This is a genomic window from Streptomyces sp. NPDC085944, from assembly GCF_040686295.1.
Classification (GTDB): Bacteria; Actinomycetota; Actinomycetes; order Streptomycetales; family Streptomycetaceae; genus Streptomyces; species Streptomyces salinarius.
Genome location: NZ_JBFBJX010000012.1, coordinates 146,801 through 163,121, shown reverse-complemented (window position 1 = coordinate 163,121; position 16,321 = coordinate 146,801). Strand labels below are relative to the sequence as shown.

The following is a 16,321-nucleotide window of genomic DNA, read 5'->3' as shown; positions in this document are numbered from 1 at the left end:
GGAACGCAGGGGAGCCCACGCGATCGCGGGGAACGCGGACGCCCCGCCGCCCAGGGGTGTCACCCGGCAGTGCCGACTAGGGGGGTGTCGTTCGGATCAGGCCGACTCCAGGCAACGGTGCCTTGCGGCCGACCCGAGCGGGGTCTGGTGCGTGCAGCTGCAAGGCGGAGGAGGGAGTCGACGCGGAGCGGTGGGGGTCCCTCCCGCTCGAGCGAAGCCGAGAGTGACGGCAACGCCGCTGGGGGCACCTCCCACGCCCTTCAGGCAGCGGGGGAGTGCGTGCCGGACCTCGCGCCCTCGGCAAGATCCAAAACGACTCCCCCCAAGCACCGCCCGGCCGTCACAGGGTCCGCAGCAGCACCGCCGGCTGTTCCACGCAGTCCGCCACGTACCGCAGGAAACCGCCCGCCGTGCCGCCGTCGCACACCCGGTGGTCGAAGGTGAGCGAGAGCTGCACGACCTGACGCACCGCCAACTCGCCCTCGTGCACCCAGGGCTTGGGGACGATGCGGCCGACGCCGAGCATGGCCGCCTCGGGGTGGTTGATGATCGGCGTGGAGCCGTCGACGCCGAACACGCCGTAGTTGTTCAGCGTGAAGGTGCCGCCGGTCAGCTCCCCGGGGGTCAGCCGACCGGCGCGGGCCGCGTCGGTCAGCCGGGCGAACTCCGCGGTGAGCGACTCGGCGTCCCGCGCGTGCGCGTCCCGCACGACCGGCACGACGAGACCGCGGTCCGTCTGGGCGGCGAAGCCGAGGTGCACCCCGTCGAGCCGGACGATCTCCCGGGCCTCGGTGTCGACCGTCGAGTTCAGCTCCGGGAACCGGGCCAGGGCGGCCGTGCAGATCCGGGCCAGCAGAGCGACCAGGGAGATCTTCGGCCCGCCGGACGCGTTCATCGCGGTGCGCGCCCGCATCAGCTCGGTCGCGTCGGCGTCCACCCAGCAGGTCGCGTCCGGGATCTCGCGCCGGCTGCGCGAGAGTTTGTCGGCGACGGCGCCGCGCACCCCCTTGAGGGGAACGCGGGTGCCGTCGGAGGGCGAGGGGGCCACAGCGCCGGCCGGTGTCCCGCCGGCCCCGGCCTCCCGATCCGCCGTACGGCCGCCCTGCGCGGCGGCGGCCCGCAGCGCGTACTCGACGTCCGCCCGCAGGATCAGCCCGTCCGGGCCGGAGCCCGCCAGCTCGCGCAGGTCCAGGTCGTGCTGCCGGGCCAGCCTGCGCACCAACGGGGAGATGACCGGGACCGGGCCGTCCACGGGCTCGGCCGTACCGACCGCGCCGCCCACCGGCTCCGCCGCGCGAGCGTGGCCGTTCGCCCGCCCGGGCGCCCCGGAGGCAGGCGCCCGGTCGGGCCGTACCCTGCGCCGCCGCGCGGGCGCCTCGGAGGTGCCGTAGCCGACCAGGACGTTGCCGGAGCCCTCCGGCTTCGGCTCCGCGACGGGCGGCTCGGCGGCCGGCGTCGGTGCGGCACCGTCACCGTGCTCCCCTGCCGGTCCGCCGGCGGCCGCGTCGCCCTCGCCCACCGCCACGGTCACCAGCGGCGCCCCGACGGGCAGCTCCGTGCCCTCCTCCCCGAAGCGGGCGGTGACCACACCGCCGTAGGGGCAGGGCACCTCGACCATCGCCTTGGCCGTCTCGACCTCGACGACCGGCTGGTCGACGGCGACCACGTCGCCGACCTCGACCAGCCAGCGCACGATCTCCGCCTCGGTGAGCCCCTCACCGAGGTCGGGGAGCTTGAACTCCATGCTGCGACCGTCAGAAGCGTGTGCCATCAGCTCTCGGCCTCCCACTGCAGGCGCCCCACGGCGTCCAGGATGCGGTCCACACCGGGCAGGTGGTGACGCTCCAGCATCGGCGGAGGATACGGGATGTCGAACCCGGCCACTCGCAGCACCGGCGCCTCCAGGTGGTGGAAGCAGCGCTCCGTGACCCGGGCCGCGATCTCCCCGCCCGGGCCCCCGAAGGAGCCCGACTCGTGGACGACCACCGCGCGTCCCGTCCGCCGCACCGAGGCGCACACCGTCTCGTCGTCGAACGGCACCAGGGAGCGCAGATCGACGACTTCGAGGTCCCAGCCCTCGGCCCGGGCCGCCTCCGCCGCCTCCATGCAGACGGCCAGCGACGGTCCGTACGTGATGAGCGTGGCGCTCCGGCCGGAGCGCCGCACCACCGCGCGGCCTACCGGCTCAACGGGTGCGGGCTCCTCGGGGTTCCAGGTGTCCTTCGACCAGTACAGCCGCTTGGGCTCGAGGAAGACCACCGGGTCGTCGGAGGCGATGGACGCGCGCAGCAGCCCGTAGGCGTCGGCGACGGTCGCGGGCGTGACGACATGGAGCCCCGGAGTCGCCATGTAGTACGCCTCGGACGAGTCGCTGTGGTGCTCGACGCCGCCGATCCCGCCGCCGTAGGGGATGCGGATGGTCAGCGGCAGGGGCATCTTCCCGCGCGTGCGGTTGCGCATCTTGGTGACATGGCTGACGACCTGCTCGAACGCCGGGTAGGCGAAGGCGTCGAACTGCATCTCGACGACCGGGCGCAGCCCGTACATCGCCATGCCGACGGCCGTGCCGAGGATGCCCGCCTCGGCGAGCGGGGTGTCCGTGCAGCGGTCCTCGCCGAACTCCGCGGCGAGTCCGTCGGTGACCCGGAAGACGCCGCCGAGCGTGCCCACGTCCTCGCCCAGGACGTGCACGGCCGGGTCGGCGGCCATGGCGTCGCGCAGCGCGCGCGTGAGGGCCTGCGCCATGGTGGCCGGCTTGACGGCGACGGTGGTCATCGGTGTCCCCCTTCGGGTGCGGTGGCCCCGGTCTCCGCCTCCAGCTCCGCACGCAGTTGGTCCCGCTGCTCGCGCAACTGCGGCGTGGGCTCGGCGTAGACGTGGTCGAACAGGTCCAGCGGGGCCGGCTGCGGGTCCTGGTTCATCCGGGCACGCAGGTCCGCGGCCATGGTCTCGGCGTCCTCGCGGGCGACGCGGATGCCCTCCTCGTCGAGCAGGCCGCGCTCGGTCAGCTCCCGCTCCAGCAGCTCGACCGGGTCGTGCCGGCGCCAGGTCTCCACCTCGGCGTCGCCCCGGTAGCGCGTGGCGTCGTCGGCGTTGGTGTGCGCGTCGACGCGGTACGTCACCGCCTCCACCAGCGTGGGGCCGCCGCCCGCACGCGCGCGGCGTACGGCGTCGGACAGGACCTCGTGCACCGCGGCGGCGTCGTTGCCGTCGACCAGGCGGCCGGGCATCCCGTAGCCGACGGCCTTGTGGGCCAGCGAGGGGGCGGCGGTCTGCTTGTCCAGCGGGACGGAGATCGCGAAGCCGTTGTTCTGCACCAGGAAGACGACCGGGGCCTGCCAGACGGCCGCGAAGTTCAGCGCCTCGTGGAAGTCGCCCTCGCTGGTGCCGCCGTCGCCGACCATCGCCAGCGCGACCACGTCGTCGCCCTTGAGTCGGGCGGCGTGGGCGAGGCCCACGGCGTGCGGCAGCTGGGTGGCCAGGGGTGTGGAGAGCGGGGCGACCCGGTAGTCGTAGGGGTCGTAGCCGGTGTGCCAGTCGCCGCGCAGCAGGGTGAGCGCCTCGACGGGGTCGACGCCGCGCGAGACGACCGCGAGGGTGTCGCGGTAGCTGGGGAAGAGCCAGTCCCGCTCCTCGAGGACCAGCGCGGCGGCGATCTCGCACGCCTCCTGGCCGGTGCTGGAGGGGTAGACGGCCAGCCGGCCCTGCTTGGTCAACGCCGTGGCCTGCGCGTTGTAGCGGCGGCCGCGCACCAGCCGGGCGTACAGCGCGCGCAGCAGCTCGGTGTCGGCGCGGTCCGCGGCCTTCGTGCCGAGGACGCGGTACGGCTCGGCGTCGGGCAGCAGCGGCGCGGGGTCGGTACGGGGCTGCCAGGCGGGCGGCGGTGTGGGCCGGTACGCGCCCCGCTGCTCCATGACCGTCATGACGGCACCTCCTCGTGGGAGACGGCTGGGCTCGCCACGGGTGTGACGGGCCTCACCTACCGATTGTTCGGTCGCCGGCACATTTTGGCTACAGGCGGCCCCAGGCTGTGGACAAACGGTTCTCCACAGCCTGTGATGGACGCAGTACGTCCATCAGGGGAAGGCGGGGGCACGTGGCATCTGAACAAATGGCCGATCGCCCCGCGGAGGGCGGCGGCCCGGACGACCCCGGCACCCCGCCGCCCCCGCGCCCGCTGGACGCCATCGACCAGGACATCCTGCGCATGCTCCAGGCGGACGGCCGCGCCTCCATACGGTCGGTCGCGGAGCGGGTGCACGTCTCGCGGGCCAACGCCTACGCGCGCATCAACCGGCTCGTGGAGGACGGCGTCATCCGCGGTTTCGGCGCCCGCGTCGACCACGAACGCGCGGGGCACGGCACCTCTGCGTACATCACCCTCAAGATCGTTCAGAACTCCTGGCGCACGGTCCGCGCCGAGCTGCGCAAGCTGCCCGGGGCCTCGCACATCGCGCTGGTGGGCGGCGACTTCGACGTACTGCTGCTGGTGCACACCCCGGACAACCGGGCCCTGCGCGAGCTGGTGCTCAGCCGCCTCCAGGCCATCCCGGAGGTGCTGAGCACCCGCACGCTGCTGGTCTTCGAGACCGAGGACCTCGAACCGCAGGGCTGAGGGCCCCACTCCTGCGGTGCCGCTCAGGACGCCGTGCGCAGCCCGCCGAAGACCAGCCGCACCACCGCGTCGACCACTTCGCCCTCACCGGCGCCGCCCGCGCCGCCCCGGCCGTCGGGACCCTCCGGGCGGTACCACTCGACGATCGAGTTGATCATGCCGAAGACCAGGCGCGTCGCGAGCCGCACCTCCACGTCCGCGCGCACGTCCCCCTCGGCCGCCGCCGCCTTCAGCAGGGCGGCGACCCGGTGGTCGAACTCGCGCCGCCGCTCCAGTGCCCACCGCTCGGTGTCGGTGTTGCCGCGCACCCGCAGCAGCAGCGTCACGTAGGGCAGCTCGGCCATGAGCACCTCGACCATGCGCCGCACGACGTACTCGAGGCGCCCGGCGGCGGACCCCACGCGCGCGTGCTCCTCGTCGAGGATCCCGAAGAGCTCGTCCAGGGCCCGGCTCACGGCCCGGCGCAGCAGCTCCTCCTTGCCGCTGACGTGGTGGTATATCGACGACTTGGAGATCCCGGCCGCCTTGGACAGGTGCTCCATGGAGGTGCCGTCGTAGCCGCGCTCGATGAAGACCTGGACGGCGACGGACAGCAGCGTCTCCGGCGTGTACGTGTCGCGCCTGGCGGTGGTCATGAGGGGGTGTCCTCCCCGGCGTCGGATACGTGCGTGTGGCGGTGGAGCGCGAGGGACGGTGCGTGGCGCCCGGACGGGTCGAGCCGGCGCAACTGGCCGAGCAGCTCGTACACCCACCTCAGGCCCAGCCCGCGGCCCCATTCGACGGGACCGAGCGGGTAGTTCACGCCGAGGCGCATGGCGGTGTCGACGTCGGCAGCCGAGGCCACGCCGCGGTCGACCGCGTCGTACGCCAGGTCGACGATCCGCGCGACCGTGCGCGCCACGATCATGCCGGGCACGTCGCCGACGACACTGACCTTCTTGCCGAGCGCCTGGAAGAGGCCGGTGGCCTCGGCGAGGGCCCGGGGCGGGGTGGTCTCGGCGGGGGCGAGGGCGATCCGGCCGGCCCGCCGGTAGTCGAGGGCGAGGTCGAAGTGGACGACGCCGCCGAGCCCGGCCGAGGTCCTTCCGTCGGTGAGACGGAGCCGGCCGCCGCCGGGCAGCACGAGCGATCCGGTGGCGTCCCCGCCCTCCTCGCGGACCTCGATGCCCGCCTCGCGGATCAGCGCGACGAGGTCGGCGGCCGGCCCCAGGCCGCCCTCGACGACGACGTGCGCGGGCGGATCCGCCGGTTCGGCGGTGTGCGGCTCGGGGCGCTCGGCGCCGTCCCGGTAGTCGTACCAGCCCCGCCCGCTCTTGCGGCCGAGCCGGCCGGACTCGACCAGGCGGCGCTGGGCCAGCGACGGGGTGAAGCGCACGTCCTGGAAGAACGACTGCCACACGGAGTGCGTGACGGACTCGTTGACGTCCTGACCGATGAGGTCGGTCAGCTCGAAGGCGCCCATCCTGAAGCCGCCGGACTCGCGCAGTACGGCGTCGATGGTGGCCGGGTCCGCGGCCCGCTCCTCGTGGAGCGCGAAGGCCTCGGCGTAGAAGGGCCGGGCGATGCGGTTGACGATGAAGCCGGGGGTGTCGGCGCAGGCGACCGGGGTCTTGCCCCAGGCGCGGGCCGTCTCGTACGCGCGCGTGGCCGACGCGGGGTCGGTGGCGGCGCCGGCGACCACCTCCACCAGCGGCAGCAGCGGCGCGGGGTTGAAGAAGTGCAGGCCGACGAAGCGCCCGGGTATGCGCAGCGCGCCGCCGACGGCGGTGACGGACAGGGAGGAGGTGTTGGTGGCCAGCAGGCAGTCGTCGCCGACGACGTCCTCCACGGCCCGGAACAGCTCCTGCTTGACGTCCAGCCGCTCCACGACCGCCTCGACGACGAGCGCGCAGCCGGCCAGGCCGGCGAGGGTCTCGGCGGACGTGAGCCGGGCGCGGGCGGCGTCCCGTTCGGCGCCGGTGAGGCGGTCCTTCTCGACGAGCCGGTCGAGCCGGGCGCCGATCGCGTCGGCCGCTTCCCGGGCCCGCCCGGCGACGGCGTCGTACAGCCGCACGGGATGGCCCGCGACCAGCGCCACCTGGGCGATGCCCTGGCCCATGGTGCCGGTGCCGACGACGGCCACGGGGCTGCTGAGGTCCAGTGCTGTCATGTGCGCGATCCTCCCGCACGGGGTTTTCCACAGATGCGGCGGACCCCCTTGTCCCGACCGATCGTTCGGTTACTCTAGCCGTGTCCGCCTGTTTCTGCCCAGGTTTCCCCCAGGTCCACGGACCCGACAGACGGCCGACGGAGCGTCGGCGGCACGTCGGGAGCCCGTGAGAGACGAGGAGTTGGTCCCGCATGGCCGCCGAACTCACCGCACACCAGCTGATCGCCCAGCACCGGCCGACCCTGGACCTGGCGCTGGAGACGATTCGCACGCGCGCGTACTGGTCCCCCCACCCCGAACACCCCAAGGCCTACGGGGAGAACGGCAGCCTGGACGCGGCCGCGGGCAAGACCGCCTTCGACGCCCTGGCCGGCACCCGCCTCGACCTCGGCCAGCCCGGCACCGACGGCTGGGTGGGCGGCGAGGTCTCCCCGTACGGGATCGAGCTGGGCGTCGAGTACCCGCACGCGGACCTCGACGTGCTGCTGCCCGCCATGAAGGCCGGCCAGAAGGCGTGGCGGGACGCGGGCGCGGAGCTGCGCGCGATGGTCTGCCTGGAGATCCTCAAGCGGATCGCCGACCGGACCATGGAGTTCGCCCAGGCGGTCATGCACACCTCGGGACAGGCCTTCATGATGGCCTTCCAGGCGGGCGGCCCGCACGCCCAGGACCGCGGTATGGAGGCCGTGGCCTACGCGTACGTGGAGCAGTCCCGCACGCCCGAGGCAGCGGAGTGGACCAAGCCGCAGGGCAAGCGCGACCCGCTCGCGCTCACCAAGCGGTTCACGCCGGTCCCCCGCGGCATCGCCCTGGTCATCGGCTGCAACACCTTCCCGACGTGGAACGGCTACCCGGGCCTGTTCGCCTCCCTCGCCACCGGCAACGCGGTCCTGGTCAAGCCGCACCCCCGCGCGGTACTGCCGCTCGCGCTGACCGTCCAGGTCGCCCGCGAGGTCCTCACCGAGGCCGGCTTCGACGCGAACCTGGTCGCGCTGGCCGCCGAGCGCCCCGGCGAGGGCATCGCCAAGACCCTGGCCACCCGCCCGGAGATCCGGATCATCGACTACACCGGCTCCACCGCCTTCGGCGACTGGCTGGAGGCCAACGCCCGTCAGGCCCAGGTGTACACGGAGAAGGCCGGCGTCAACACGGTGCTCGTGGAGTCGACCGACGACTACAAGGGCATGCTCGCCAACCTGGCCTTCTCGCTCTCCCTGTACAGCGGCCAGATGTGCACCACCCCGCAGAACCTGCTGATCCCCCGCGACGGCATCCGCACCGACCAGGGCGACAAGTCCTACGACGAGGTCACCGCCGACCTGGCCCGCGCCGTCGACGGCCTCCTCGGCGACGACGCCCGGGCGAACGCCCTGCTCGGCGCCATCGTCAACCCGGACGTCAAGGCCCGCCTCGAGGCCGCCGCCGGACTCGGCGAGGTCGCCCTCGCCTCCCGCGAGGTCACCAACCCGGAGTTCCCGGACGCGGTGGTCCGCACCCCGGTGATCGTCAAGCTGGACGGCGCCAAGCCCGAGGACGAGGCCGCCTACACCAGCGAGTGCTTCGGCCCGGTCTCCTTCGCCGTCGCCGTCGACTCGGCGGACCACGCCGTGGAGCTGCTGCGCCGCAGCGTCCGTGAGCAGGGCGCGATGACGGTGGGCGCGTACACGACCGACCCGGAGGTCGAGGAGGCCGTGCAGGAGGCCTGCCTGGACGAGGCGGCGCAGCTCTCCCTGAACCTCACCGGCGGGGTGTACGTCAACCAGACCGCCGCCTTCTCCGACTTCCACGGCTCGGGTGGCAACCCGGCGGCCAACGCGGCCCTGTGCGACGGCGCCTTCGTGGCGAACCGCTTCCGGGTGGTGGAGGTCCGCCGCCCGGCCTGAGCCGACGGCACCACTACGGCGCCGCGGCCGCCGCGGCCCTACGGCACCTGCGGTGCGCCCCCGGTGGCGCTCCAGTGGTACAGCGTCATGGCCACACTGGTCGCGAGGTTGTAGCTGGAGACCTGGGGGCGCATCGGCAGCGCCACCAAGTGGTCGGCCCGCGCCCGCAGCTCCCGCGAGAGTCCGCTGCGCTCGGAGCCGAACGCGAGCAGCGCGTCGTCCGGCAGCTTCAGCCCCCGGACGTCCTCGCCCTCCGGGTCGAGCGCGAACACCGGCCCCGGCGGCAGCTCGGCGACCTCCAGCCGCTCCACGACGGTCGCGAAGTGCAGCCCCGCCCCGCCGCGCACCACCGTGGGGTGCCAGGGGTCGAGCGTGCCGGTGGTGACCACACCGGTCGCCCCGAAACCGGCGGCCAGCCGGATCACCGCGCCCGCGTTGCCGAGGTTGCGCGGCTGGTCGAGGACCACGACGGGGGCGCGGCGGGGCGTGCGCGCCAGCGCCTCCGTGCCCTCCGCCCGGGAGGGCCGTACGGCCAGGGCGGCCACCGCGGTCGGGTGCGGCCGGGCGACCAGCGACGCGTACGCCTCCTGCGACACCTCGGTCAGCAACCCCGCCAGTGTCCCGCGCAGGTCCGGTGCCAGCTCGTCGGCGAGGGCCAGGGCGCCCGCGCGGTCGCTGGTGACCGCCACCGGCACCTCGGCGCCGAACCGGAGCGCGTGCTTGAGGGCGTGGAAGCCGTCCAGCAGCACGCACCGGCCGGCGTGCAGATGCCAGTCGGCGGGCGGTCCGGGGGCTGCGGGCTCGGTCATGTGCGGAAGCCTACGTGCGCGGGGCCGGGTCCTTCCGGTCCACGACGCCCGCTCCCGCCCCCGCCCCCGCTCCGGCTCCGGCTCCGGCTCCGGCTCCGGTCGCACGTTCGCCCTCCCGGGTGCGGGGTCCGGGCAACGGCGCCCTCGTCGTACGACGGTCCCATCGCCCGTCCGCCGTTCCCGCGGACAGCGACGAGGACACCCGGCGCAGCAGCCGGCCACGCGCGCGCGCCGCCCGGTCGCCCAGTCGGCGCAGGAACGAGGTCGGCAGGAAGACCGCGTCGGCGGCGATCATCGCCAGCGAGAAGAACGGCAGCCCGAGCGTCACGGCGATCACCGCGTGCTCGGTCATCATCACGGCGAGGAGCACGTTCTTGACCCGCCGATTGAACAGCGTGAACGGAAAGGCGACCTGTACGGCGACCGTGCCGTAGGTGATGAGCATGATCATCGTGCCGTTGGCGGCCAGCGCGTCGGACAGCGCGGGCCACGGCGTGAAGTGGTCCAGGTTCAGCGGGTAGTAGACGGCCGTGCCGTCCTGCCAGCGCGAGCCCTGGATCTTGTACCAGCCCGCCGTCGCGTAGATCAGACACGCCTCGGCCATGATCACGACCAGCGCGCCGTTGTGGACGACGTGGGTGACCACGTCCAGCAGGATGCGCGGCTGACCGCCCTCCGGCCCCCGCCCGACGACCCACCACAGGCCCAGCGAGACCCACACCGCCCACAGCAGCGCCGGGACGAACCAGTCGCCGTCGAGAAGGCCCGCCGACGTCACCGCCACCAGCCCGAACCCCAGGGCGCTCCACAGCACCGGCCCGACCCGGTCCACGACCCGCTCCCCGCGCGCGCGTGCCGCCGCCGCCCGCCGGGCACGGCGCGCGTCCAGCGACCACACCTGGCCGCACCGGGTGAGGACCAGGTAGATGCTCATCAGGTGCACGACGTTGTCGCCGCCGTCCCCCATGAACACGCTGCGGTTCTGCAGCGAGAGCACACCGACCATGAACAGCACGGACATGGTGCGCGTGCGCCAGCCCAGCAGAAGCAGCACGCTGCTCAGGACGGCCAGCGCGTAGACGATCTCGAACCAGGCCCGCCCGTCCGACCACATCAGCACGGTGAAGGCGCCGTTGTCCGCGATCAGCTGCTCGGCGAGATCGTGGCCCCAGGGCCCGTCCGGACCGTAGAGCTCGTGCCGGTGCGGCAGTTCACGCAGCAGGAAGAGCAGCCAGGTGGCGCCGAAGCCGATGCGGACCACGGCGGTCTGGTACGGGCCGAGCGCGGCGCCCGTGACACGGGCGATGGAGCGGGAGACCGAGAGGACGATGCCGTTCACGCGGCGCCCCCTTCCCTTCCGGCCGCCCCTGCCGCTTCGGTCCTCGCGCCCCCGGTCTCCGCAACCACGGACCACCAGGGCAGCTCGCGCACGGTCGGGCGGCCGGAGACCTTCTCGCCGCTCCACGAGGGCGGTGCCACGCTCGTGGTCCGGGAACGGTACTGGACACGCTCGACGACGCCGCCCGGCCCGGCGGCGTCGTTGCGGTCCAGGCGCAGCAGCGCGATGCGCCGCAGATACGTCTCGGACAGGGAGCCCCGCAGGCCCACCGGGCGGTCCTCGGAGTCGTGGGTCGCGACGAAGAAGTCCCAGGCCCGGCGCAGTTCGTTCTGCTGAGTGTGGCTCGGCAGCGGGTTGCCGGCGATGGCCCGGCCGTCCTCGGCGGACAGGTCGTACCAGCCGGTGGTCCGTATCCCGCCGTCCGCCGTACCGACCTCGGCACGGACCTGGACGGAGACGTTCTGCTGGAGCGGGTTGGGCGCGAAGAGCTTCCAGTTCTGCTCGAACTCCGGGAACACCCACTCGTCCACCACGGCGCCGTGCTGCTTGGTGAGCGTGTTGGACGGGGCCACGTGCAGGAACACCAGGCCCAGGTGGGCACAGACGGCGACCGCGACCACCGCGAGGGCGACCACGGCACCGATCTGGTAGCGCGGGGACAGCGCGGCGACGCCGGTACGGGGCTCGGGGGACGCGGTGGGAGGTGCGGCGACGACGGTTTCCCCGGCGGCCGATCCGTCGGTCGCGCCGGTTACGGTCCTGCCGGTTTCGGTCGCGCCAGTTTCGGTCCTGCCGGTTTCGGTCGCGCCGGTTACGGTCCTGCCGGTTACGGTCCTGCCGGTTTCGGTCGCGCCGATTAGGGTCCTGCCAGTTTCGGTCGCGCCAGTTTCGGTCCTGCCGGTTTCGGTCGCGCCGGTCTCCTCCGGGTCGGCTCCGCCGCCCGGCCCCGGCCCCGGCGCCTGCCCCTGCCCCTGCCCGGCGGCCGGCTCCTTGTCGTACGCGTCCATTCCGCCCCGTTCGGTCCCGATCCGTCCATCCGCACGTCCCGTCACGGGACGCCCAGCGCCGCCCGTGCGGCCGCTCGGCGACGTTCGAACGGGAACGGTACTCAGGACCGACCGCCCGCACAGCCCCCGGCGGACCGGCCGCACCGTGGCCGTCGCCACATCCGGCGCGACCCCCGGAGCCGACGGGGACGGTGTACCGGCGCTCCCGGCACCCCTAGAGGACGTGCCCGGGCTCACCCTTGTCGTCCACCACGGGACGCCCGGCCGCAGCCCACTCCTGCATGCCGCCGTCGACGTTCACCGCGTCGACGCCCTGCTGGACCAGGTACATGGTGACCTGCGCCGAGCGGCCCCCGACGCGGCAGAGCACGTGCACCCGGCCGTCCTGGGGCGCGGCCTCGGCCAGCTCACCGTAGCGGGCCACGAACTCGCTCAGGGGAATGTGCAGCGCCCCGGCGGCATGACCCGCCTGCCACTCGTCGTCCTCGCGGACGTCCAGCAGGAAGTCGCCGTCCTTGAGGTCGTCGATCCCGACCGTGGGCACACCAGCTCCGAAACTCATGCCCCAGACGCTACCGGAGCCGCGACCGCCTCAGTCCTGGGCGAGGATCCCCGCCAGCTCCGCCTCCCGCTCGCGCACCTGGGTGGCCAGCTGCTCGGCGATCTCCTCCAGCAGCCGGTCGGGGTCCTCCGGGGCCAGCCTGAGCATGGCGCCGATCGCGCTCTCCTCCAGCTCCTTGGCGAGCAGCGTGAGCATCTCCTTGCGCCGGTCGAGCCACTCGAGCCGTACGTACAGCTCCTCGGCGCGGCTCGGGCGCCGCTCGGGCACCGGCCCGGCGGCCCACTCCTCGGCCAGCTCGCGCAGCTGCGCCGCGTCGCCGCGGGCGTAGGCGGCGTTGACGCGGGTGATGAACTCCTCGCGCCGGACCCGCTCGGACTCCTCCTGCGCCAGGTCGGGGTGGGCCTTGCGGGCCAGCTCGCGGTAGAGCTTGCGGGCCTCCTCGCCGGGCCGGACCCGCTGCGGGGGCCGGACCGCCCGGTCCGTGAGCATCGCGGCCGCTTCCGGGAACAGCCCGTCCCCGTCCATCCAGCCGTTCAGCAGTTCCTCGACCCCGGGGATCGGCATCAGCCGGGCCCGCGCCTCGTCGGCCCGGCGCCGGTCCTCGTCGTCACCCGTGCGGGCCGCCGTGGCCTCGAGGATCTGTGCCTCCAGCTCCTCGAGCCGGGCGTACACCGGGCCGAGCCGCTGCTCGTGCAGCCGCGAGAAGTTCTCGACCTCCACGCGGAAGGTCTCCAGCGCGATCTCGTACTCGATGAGTGCCTGCTCGGCGGCCCGTACGGCCCGTTCCAGCCGTTCCTCGGGACGCGGCGCACCCTCCTGCTCGGGCTCAGCTTCCGGCGTCGTCACCCGACCAGCCTAGGGGGTGTCCGGGCGGGGAGCCGCCCACGCGCTCCCCGCCGCTCCCGTCACACCCCCAGCTCCGCCGTGACCCGCCCCGTGCGCACCGCGGCCACGAGCGCGGCGTGGTCCGCCTCGGTGCGGTCGGCGTAGGCGACGGCGAAGGCGGCGACCGCCTCGTCCAGCTCGCCGTTCTTGCCGCAGTAGCCCGCGATCAGCCGCGGGTCGGCGCTGTGCGCGTGGGCCCGGGCCAGCAGGGCTCCGGTCATGCGGCCGTAGTCGTCCAGCTGGTCGGCGGCCAGGGCGGCGGGATCGACGCTGCCCTTGCGGTTGCGGAACTGCCGCACCTGGAAGGGCCGCCCCTCGACCGAGGTCCAGCCCAGCAGGATGTCGCTGACGACCTGCATCCGCTTCTGTCCCAGGACCACCCGGCGGCCCTCGTGCCCGGCCTCGGGGGCGTCGAACCCGGCGGTCGCCAGGTGGGGCAGCAGCGCGGACGCCCTGGCCTCCTTGACCTGGAGCACGAGCGGTTCGCCCCGGTGGTCCAGGAGCAGCACGACGTACGACCGCGTGCCGACGCTGCCGGTGCCGACGACCCGGAAGGCCACGTCGTGCACCGCGTACCGGGCCAGCAACGGCAGCCGGTCCTCGGAGAGCGTGCCCAAGTACGCCTCCAGGGCCCCGGCGACCGTCGCCGCCTCGGCGTCCGTCACCCGGCGCAGCACCGGCGCCGCGTCCACGAAGCGCCGCCCGCCGTCCTCGGTGGCCTCGGTCGACTTGGCGGCGAAGCGCCCGCTGGTGTTGGCCCGCGCCTTCTCGGAGACCCGCTCGAGGGTGCCGAGCAGGTCGTGGGCGTCGGTGTGCGAGACGAGTTCCTCGTCGGCGATGGCGTTCCAGGCGTCCAGCGCGGGGAGCTTCGCCAGCAGCCGCATGGTGCGCCGGTACGCGCCGGTCGCGTCGTGGGCGGCCTCGCGACAGGTGTCCTCGTCGGCGCCGGCCTCCCGGCCCGCGAGGACGAGCGAGGCGGCGAGCCGCTTGAGGTCCCACTCCCAGGGGCCGTGGACGGTCTCGTCGAAGTCGTTCAGGTCGATGACCAGGCGGCCGCGGGCGTCGCCGTAGAGGCCGAAGTTGGCGGCGTGCGCGTCACCGCAGATCTGCGCGCCGATCCCGGTCACCGGCGTGCGCGCCAGGTCGTACGCCATCAGGCCCGCCGACCCGCGCAGGAACGCGAACGGCGTGGCCGCCATCCGCCCCGCGCGGATCGGGGCGAGCCCCGGTATCCGGCCGCGGTTGGACTCCTCGACCGCGCTCACCGCGTCCGGCCGAGAGGCGTCGGGGTCGAGCGCGGCGTGCGCGGAGCGCGGGACGCGGGTGCGCAGCGCCTTGCCCTCCGCCTTCGGCGAGCCGGCCGCGGGCCAGCGCGCGAACCCCGGGACGACCGGCACCCGCCCGCCCCGCGCGGTGCCTTCCGTCCCCTCTCCGTCCCCGCCCGTACGCGCCACCGGCACCACCCCGGTCGCCGCCTCCGTGCCCGCCCCCGCCGTCGCCCCGGTCATCCCGTCCCCCTCCGCGTGCGTGTTCGTCCGCCCTGTGCGTATTGCCTGTGCATCTTGCCTGTGCCTCGTGTCGCCCGAGCATCGCATTGCCCGAGCATCGTGCACCGCGCGCGTCCCGTGCGCGTGCCGTGCGCCGGTCCCGGGCCCCGCACGCCGACCCGCTGTGCGGCGCACCAGCGACCCGCCCGTCCGGCACGCCCGCCGTGCGTCGTCGTACCTGGCCGGGCAAGCGAACCGGCCGCTGGGTGACGTGGCCCTGCCGCGCACGCGACCCGTCCGTGAGCCGCCCCACGCCACCGCCGGGCACGCCCGGCACCGAGCCGGTCCACGTCGCCGCTTGCGGACCCGGACCTGGGCCCGGGCCACGACCGGCCCCCACCCGCACCCGGCGCGCCCCGACCGTACCGCCGCACCGCACCGCCCGTACACGGCCCGGCCCACCGCCCCCGCATAACGCCGGGCAGGGGGCGAAACAGGAGGTGCCCCCGGCCCCCGTGGCGCGCCTACCGTGGCCAGCGATCACCACGGAGCGCGCCCGTCGAAGCAACCACAGCAGCCTGCCCCGCGCCGGCGGGCGCGCCCCCTGTCCCCGACGTCCCGGATGTCGCACGTCCCGTTCAGCTTCCCCGAGGGACCAACCACCGAGGAGACCGAGGAACCGCCATGACCTCCGACACCCCCACCACCCCCGACGAGCCCAAGCCCGGCCCCAGGCCCGGATCCGGCCCGGGCTCCGGCGCGGACCGCGGCATCAGCCGCAAGACGCTGCTCAGGGCGGCCGTCGCCGCCGGTGCCGCCGTCCCCCTGCTCGCCACCGGCGGCGTCGCGCTGGCCCGGGACGCCGCCCGCTCCCTGGACGGCCGGACGCTGACGCCGACGCCGTACTGCGACGACGGCGACGACCTGACGCCCGACCAGATGGAGGGCCCGTACTTCAAGCCGAACTCGCCGCTGCGCACCAACCTGGTCACGCCCGGCACCCCGGGCACCCCGCTGACCGTCAGCGGCTACGTCTTCGGCCGCGACTGCGTCCCGCTGTCCGGCGTGCTGCTCGACTTCTGGCAGGCCGACGACAACGGCGACTACGACATGGCCGGCTACACCTTCCGCGGCCACCAGTTCACCGACGCCACCGGCGCCTTCGCCCTGAAGACGATCGTCCCCGGCCTCTATCCCGGCCGCACCCGGCACATCCACGTCAAGGTGCAGGCCCCCGGCGAGCCGATCCTGACCACCCAGCTGTACTTCCCCGGCGAGCCCCGCAACAGCACGGACATGATCTTCGACCCGGCCCTGCTGATGAACCTCCGCGGCGCCGGCGGCGGCAAGGAGGGCACCTTCGACTTCGTGCTGGACGTGGACGGCGACACCGGCCCCACGGACCCGCCCACCGACCCCCCGACCGACCCGCCGGGCGGCACCTGGACGAGCGGCCACGCCTACACCTCCGGTGACCGGGTGACGTACGGCGGACGCTCGTACCGCTGCCTCCAGGCGCACACCTCGATGACCGGCTGGGAGCCGCCGAACGTGCCGGCCCTGTGGCAGCCGGAGCCCTGAGACC

At 74.2% G+C, this 16,321-nt stretch carries 14 protein-coding genes; 3 read left to right on the top strand and 11 right to left on the bottom strand.

Annotated features, from left to right (window positions below; genetic code table 11):
• Positions 1 to 340: 340 nt before the first annotated feature.
• From AB0P07_RS23990 to pdhA, 3 genes are read right to left on the bottom strand one after another with little or no spacing between them, the layout of a single operon-like run.
• Positions 341 to 1,771 carry a dihydrolipoamide acetyltransferase family protein gene (locus AB0P07_RS23990; protein WP_365553672.1) on the bottom strand — a complete coding sequence of 477 codons (1,431 nt, stop codon included), beginning with the start codon at positions 1,769 to 1,771 and terminating at the stop codon, positions 341 to 343.
• Positions 1,771 to 2,775 (bottom strand): alpha-ketoacid dehydrogenase subunit beta, encoded by a 1,005-nt coding sequence (locus AB0P07_RS23985; protein ID WP_365553669.1) that lies wholly within the window; start codon positions 2,773 to 2,775, stop codon positions 1,771 to 1,773. Before AB0P07_RS23985 ends, AB0P07_RS23990 begins: the two co-directional genes overlap by 1 nt.
• Entirely contained in the window at positions 2,772 to 3,923 is a 1,152-nt protein-coding gene (gene pdhA / locus AB0P07_RS23980) for a pyruvate dehydrogenase (acetyl-transferring) E1 component subunit alpha (RefSeq protein WP_365553667.1), read from the bottom strand. The genes AB0P07_RS23985 and pdhA overlap by 4 nt, the downstream gene beginning before the upstream one ends.
• Before the next feature lie 188 nt (positions 3,924 to 4,111).
• Between pdhA and AB0P07_RS23975 the strand changes: the two genes are divergently transcribed.
• Positions 4,112 to 4,615, top strand: coding sequence for an Lrp/AsnC family transcriptional regulator (locus AB0P07_RS23975; protein ID WP_365553663.1), 504 nt, complete (start codon positions 4,112 to 4,114; stop codon positions 4,613 to 4,615).
• A gap of 23 nt (positions 4,616 to 4,638) precedes the next feature.
• Here AB0P07_RS23975 and AB0P07_RS23970 read toward each other — a convergent pair whose 3' ends face one another.
• Complete coding sequence (locus AB0P07_RS23970) at positions 4,639 to 5,250, bottom strand: TetR/AcrR family transcriptional regulator (protein WP_365553660.1); 612 nt, start codon at positions 5,248 to 5,250, stop codon at positions 4,639 to 4,641.
• A complete protein-coding gene (locus AB0P07_RS23965; RefSeq protein ID WP_365553656.1) occupies positions 5,247 to 6,764 on the bottom strand; it encodes a 3-hydroxyacyl-CoA dehydrogenase in 1,518 nt (505 codons plus the stop codon). The genes AB0P07_RS23970 and AB0P07_RS23965 overlap by 4 nt, the downstream gene beginning before the upstream one ends.
• A gap of 191 nt (positions 6,765 to 6,955) precedes the next feature.
• Between AB0P07_RS23965 and paaN the strand changes: the two genes are divergently transcribed.
• The gene (gene paaN / locus AB0P07_RS23960; protein ID WP_365553652.1) at positions 6,956 to 8,647 is read left to right on the top strand and encodes a phenylacetic acid degradation protein PaaN; all 1,692 of its coding nucleotides are present in this window, start codon (positions 6,956 to 6,958) and stop codon (positions 8,645 to 8,647) included.
• 38 nt (positions 8,648 to 8,685) lie between these two features.
• Here paaN and AB0P07_RS23955 read toward each other — a convergent pair whose 3' ends face one another.
• The 6 genes from AB0P07_RS23955 to AB0P07_RS23930 form a co-directional block, all read right to left on the bottom strand.
• The gene (locus AB0P07_RS23955; RefSeq protein ID WP_365553649.1) at positions 8,686 to 9,456 is read right to left on the bottom strand and encodes a TrmH family RNA methyltransferase; all 771 of its coding nucleotides are present in this window, start codon (positions 9,454 to 9,456) and stop codon (positions 8,686 to 8,688) included.
• Positions 9,457 to 9,466: 10 nt separating this feature from the next.
• Positions 9,467 to 10,795 carry an HTTM domain-containing protein gene (locus AB0P07_RS23950; RefSeq protein ID WP_365553646.1) on the bottom strand — a complete coding sequence of 443 codons (1,329 nt, stop codon included), beginning with the start codon at positions 10,793 to 10,795 and terminating at the stop codon, positions 9,467 to 9,469.
• Positions 10,792 to 11,802 carry a DUF5819 family protein gene (locus AB0P07_RS23945; protein WP_365553643.1) on the bottom strand — a complete coding sequence of 337 codons (1,011 nt, stop codon included), beginning with the start codon at positions 11,800 to 11,802 and terminating at the stop codon, positions 10,792 to 10,794. Before AB0P07_RS23945 ends, AB0P07_RS23950 begins: the two co-directional genes overlap by 4 nt.
• 214 nt (positions 11,803 to 12,016) lie before the next feature.
• On the bottom strand, positions 12,017 to 12,346 hold the full coding sequence (locus AB0P07_RS23940) for a rhodanese-like domain-containing protein (RefSeq protein ID WP_031043538.1): 330 nt from the start codon (positions 12,344 to 12,346) through the stop codon (positions 12,017 to 12,019).
• Between the two features lie 48 nt (positions 12,347 to 12,394).
• Positions 12,395 to 13,210 carry a hypothetical protein gene (locus AB0P07_RS23935; protein ID WP_365553641.1) on the bottom strand — a complete coding sequence of 272 codons (816 nt, stop codon included), beginning with the start codon at positions 13,208 to 13,210 and terminating at the stop codon, positions 12,395 to 12,397.
• Positions 13,211 to 13,269: 59 nt separating this feature from the next.
• On the bottom strand, positions 13,270 to 14,757 hold the full coding sequence (locus AB0P07_RS23930; protein WP_365553639.1) for a DUF2252 domain-containing protein: 1,488 nt from the start codon (positions 14,755 to 14,757) through the stop codon (positions 13,270 to 13,272).
• Between the two features lie 663 nt (positions 14,758 to 15,420).
• Here AB0P07_RS23930 and AB0P07_RS23925 point away from each other — a divergent pair.
• Positions 15,421 to 16,317, top strand: a complete 897-nt coding sequence (locus AB0P07_RS23925) for a carbohydrate-binding protein (RefSeq protein ID WP_365553636.1) — start codon at positions 15,421 to 15,423, stop codon at positions 16,315 to 16,317.
• The last annotated feature ends 4 nt before the right edge of the window (positions 16,318 to 16,321 follow it).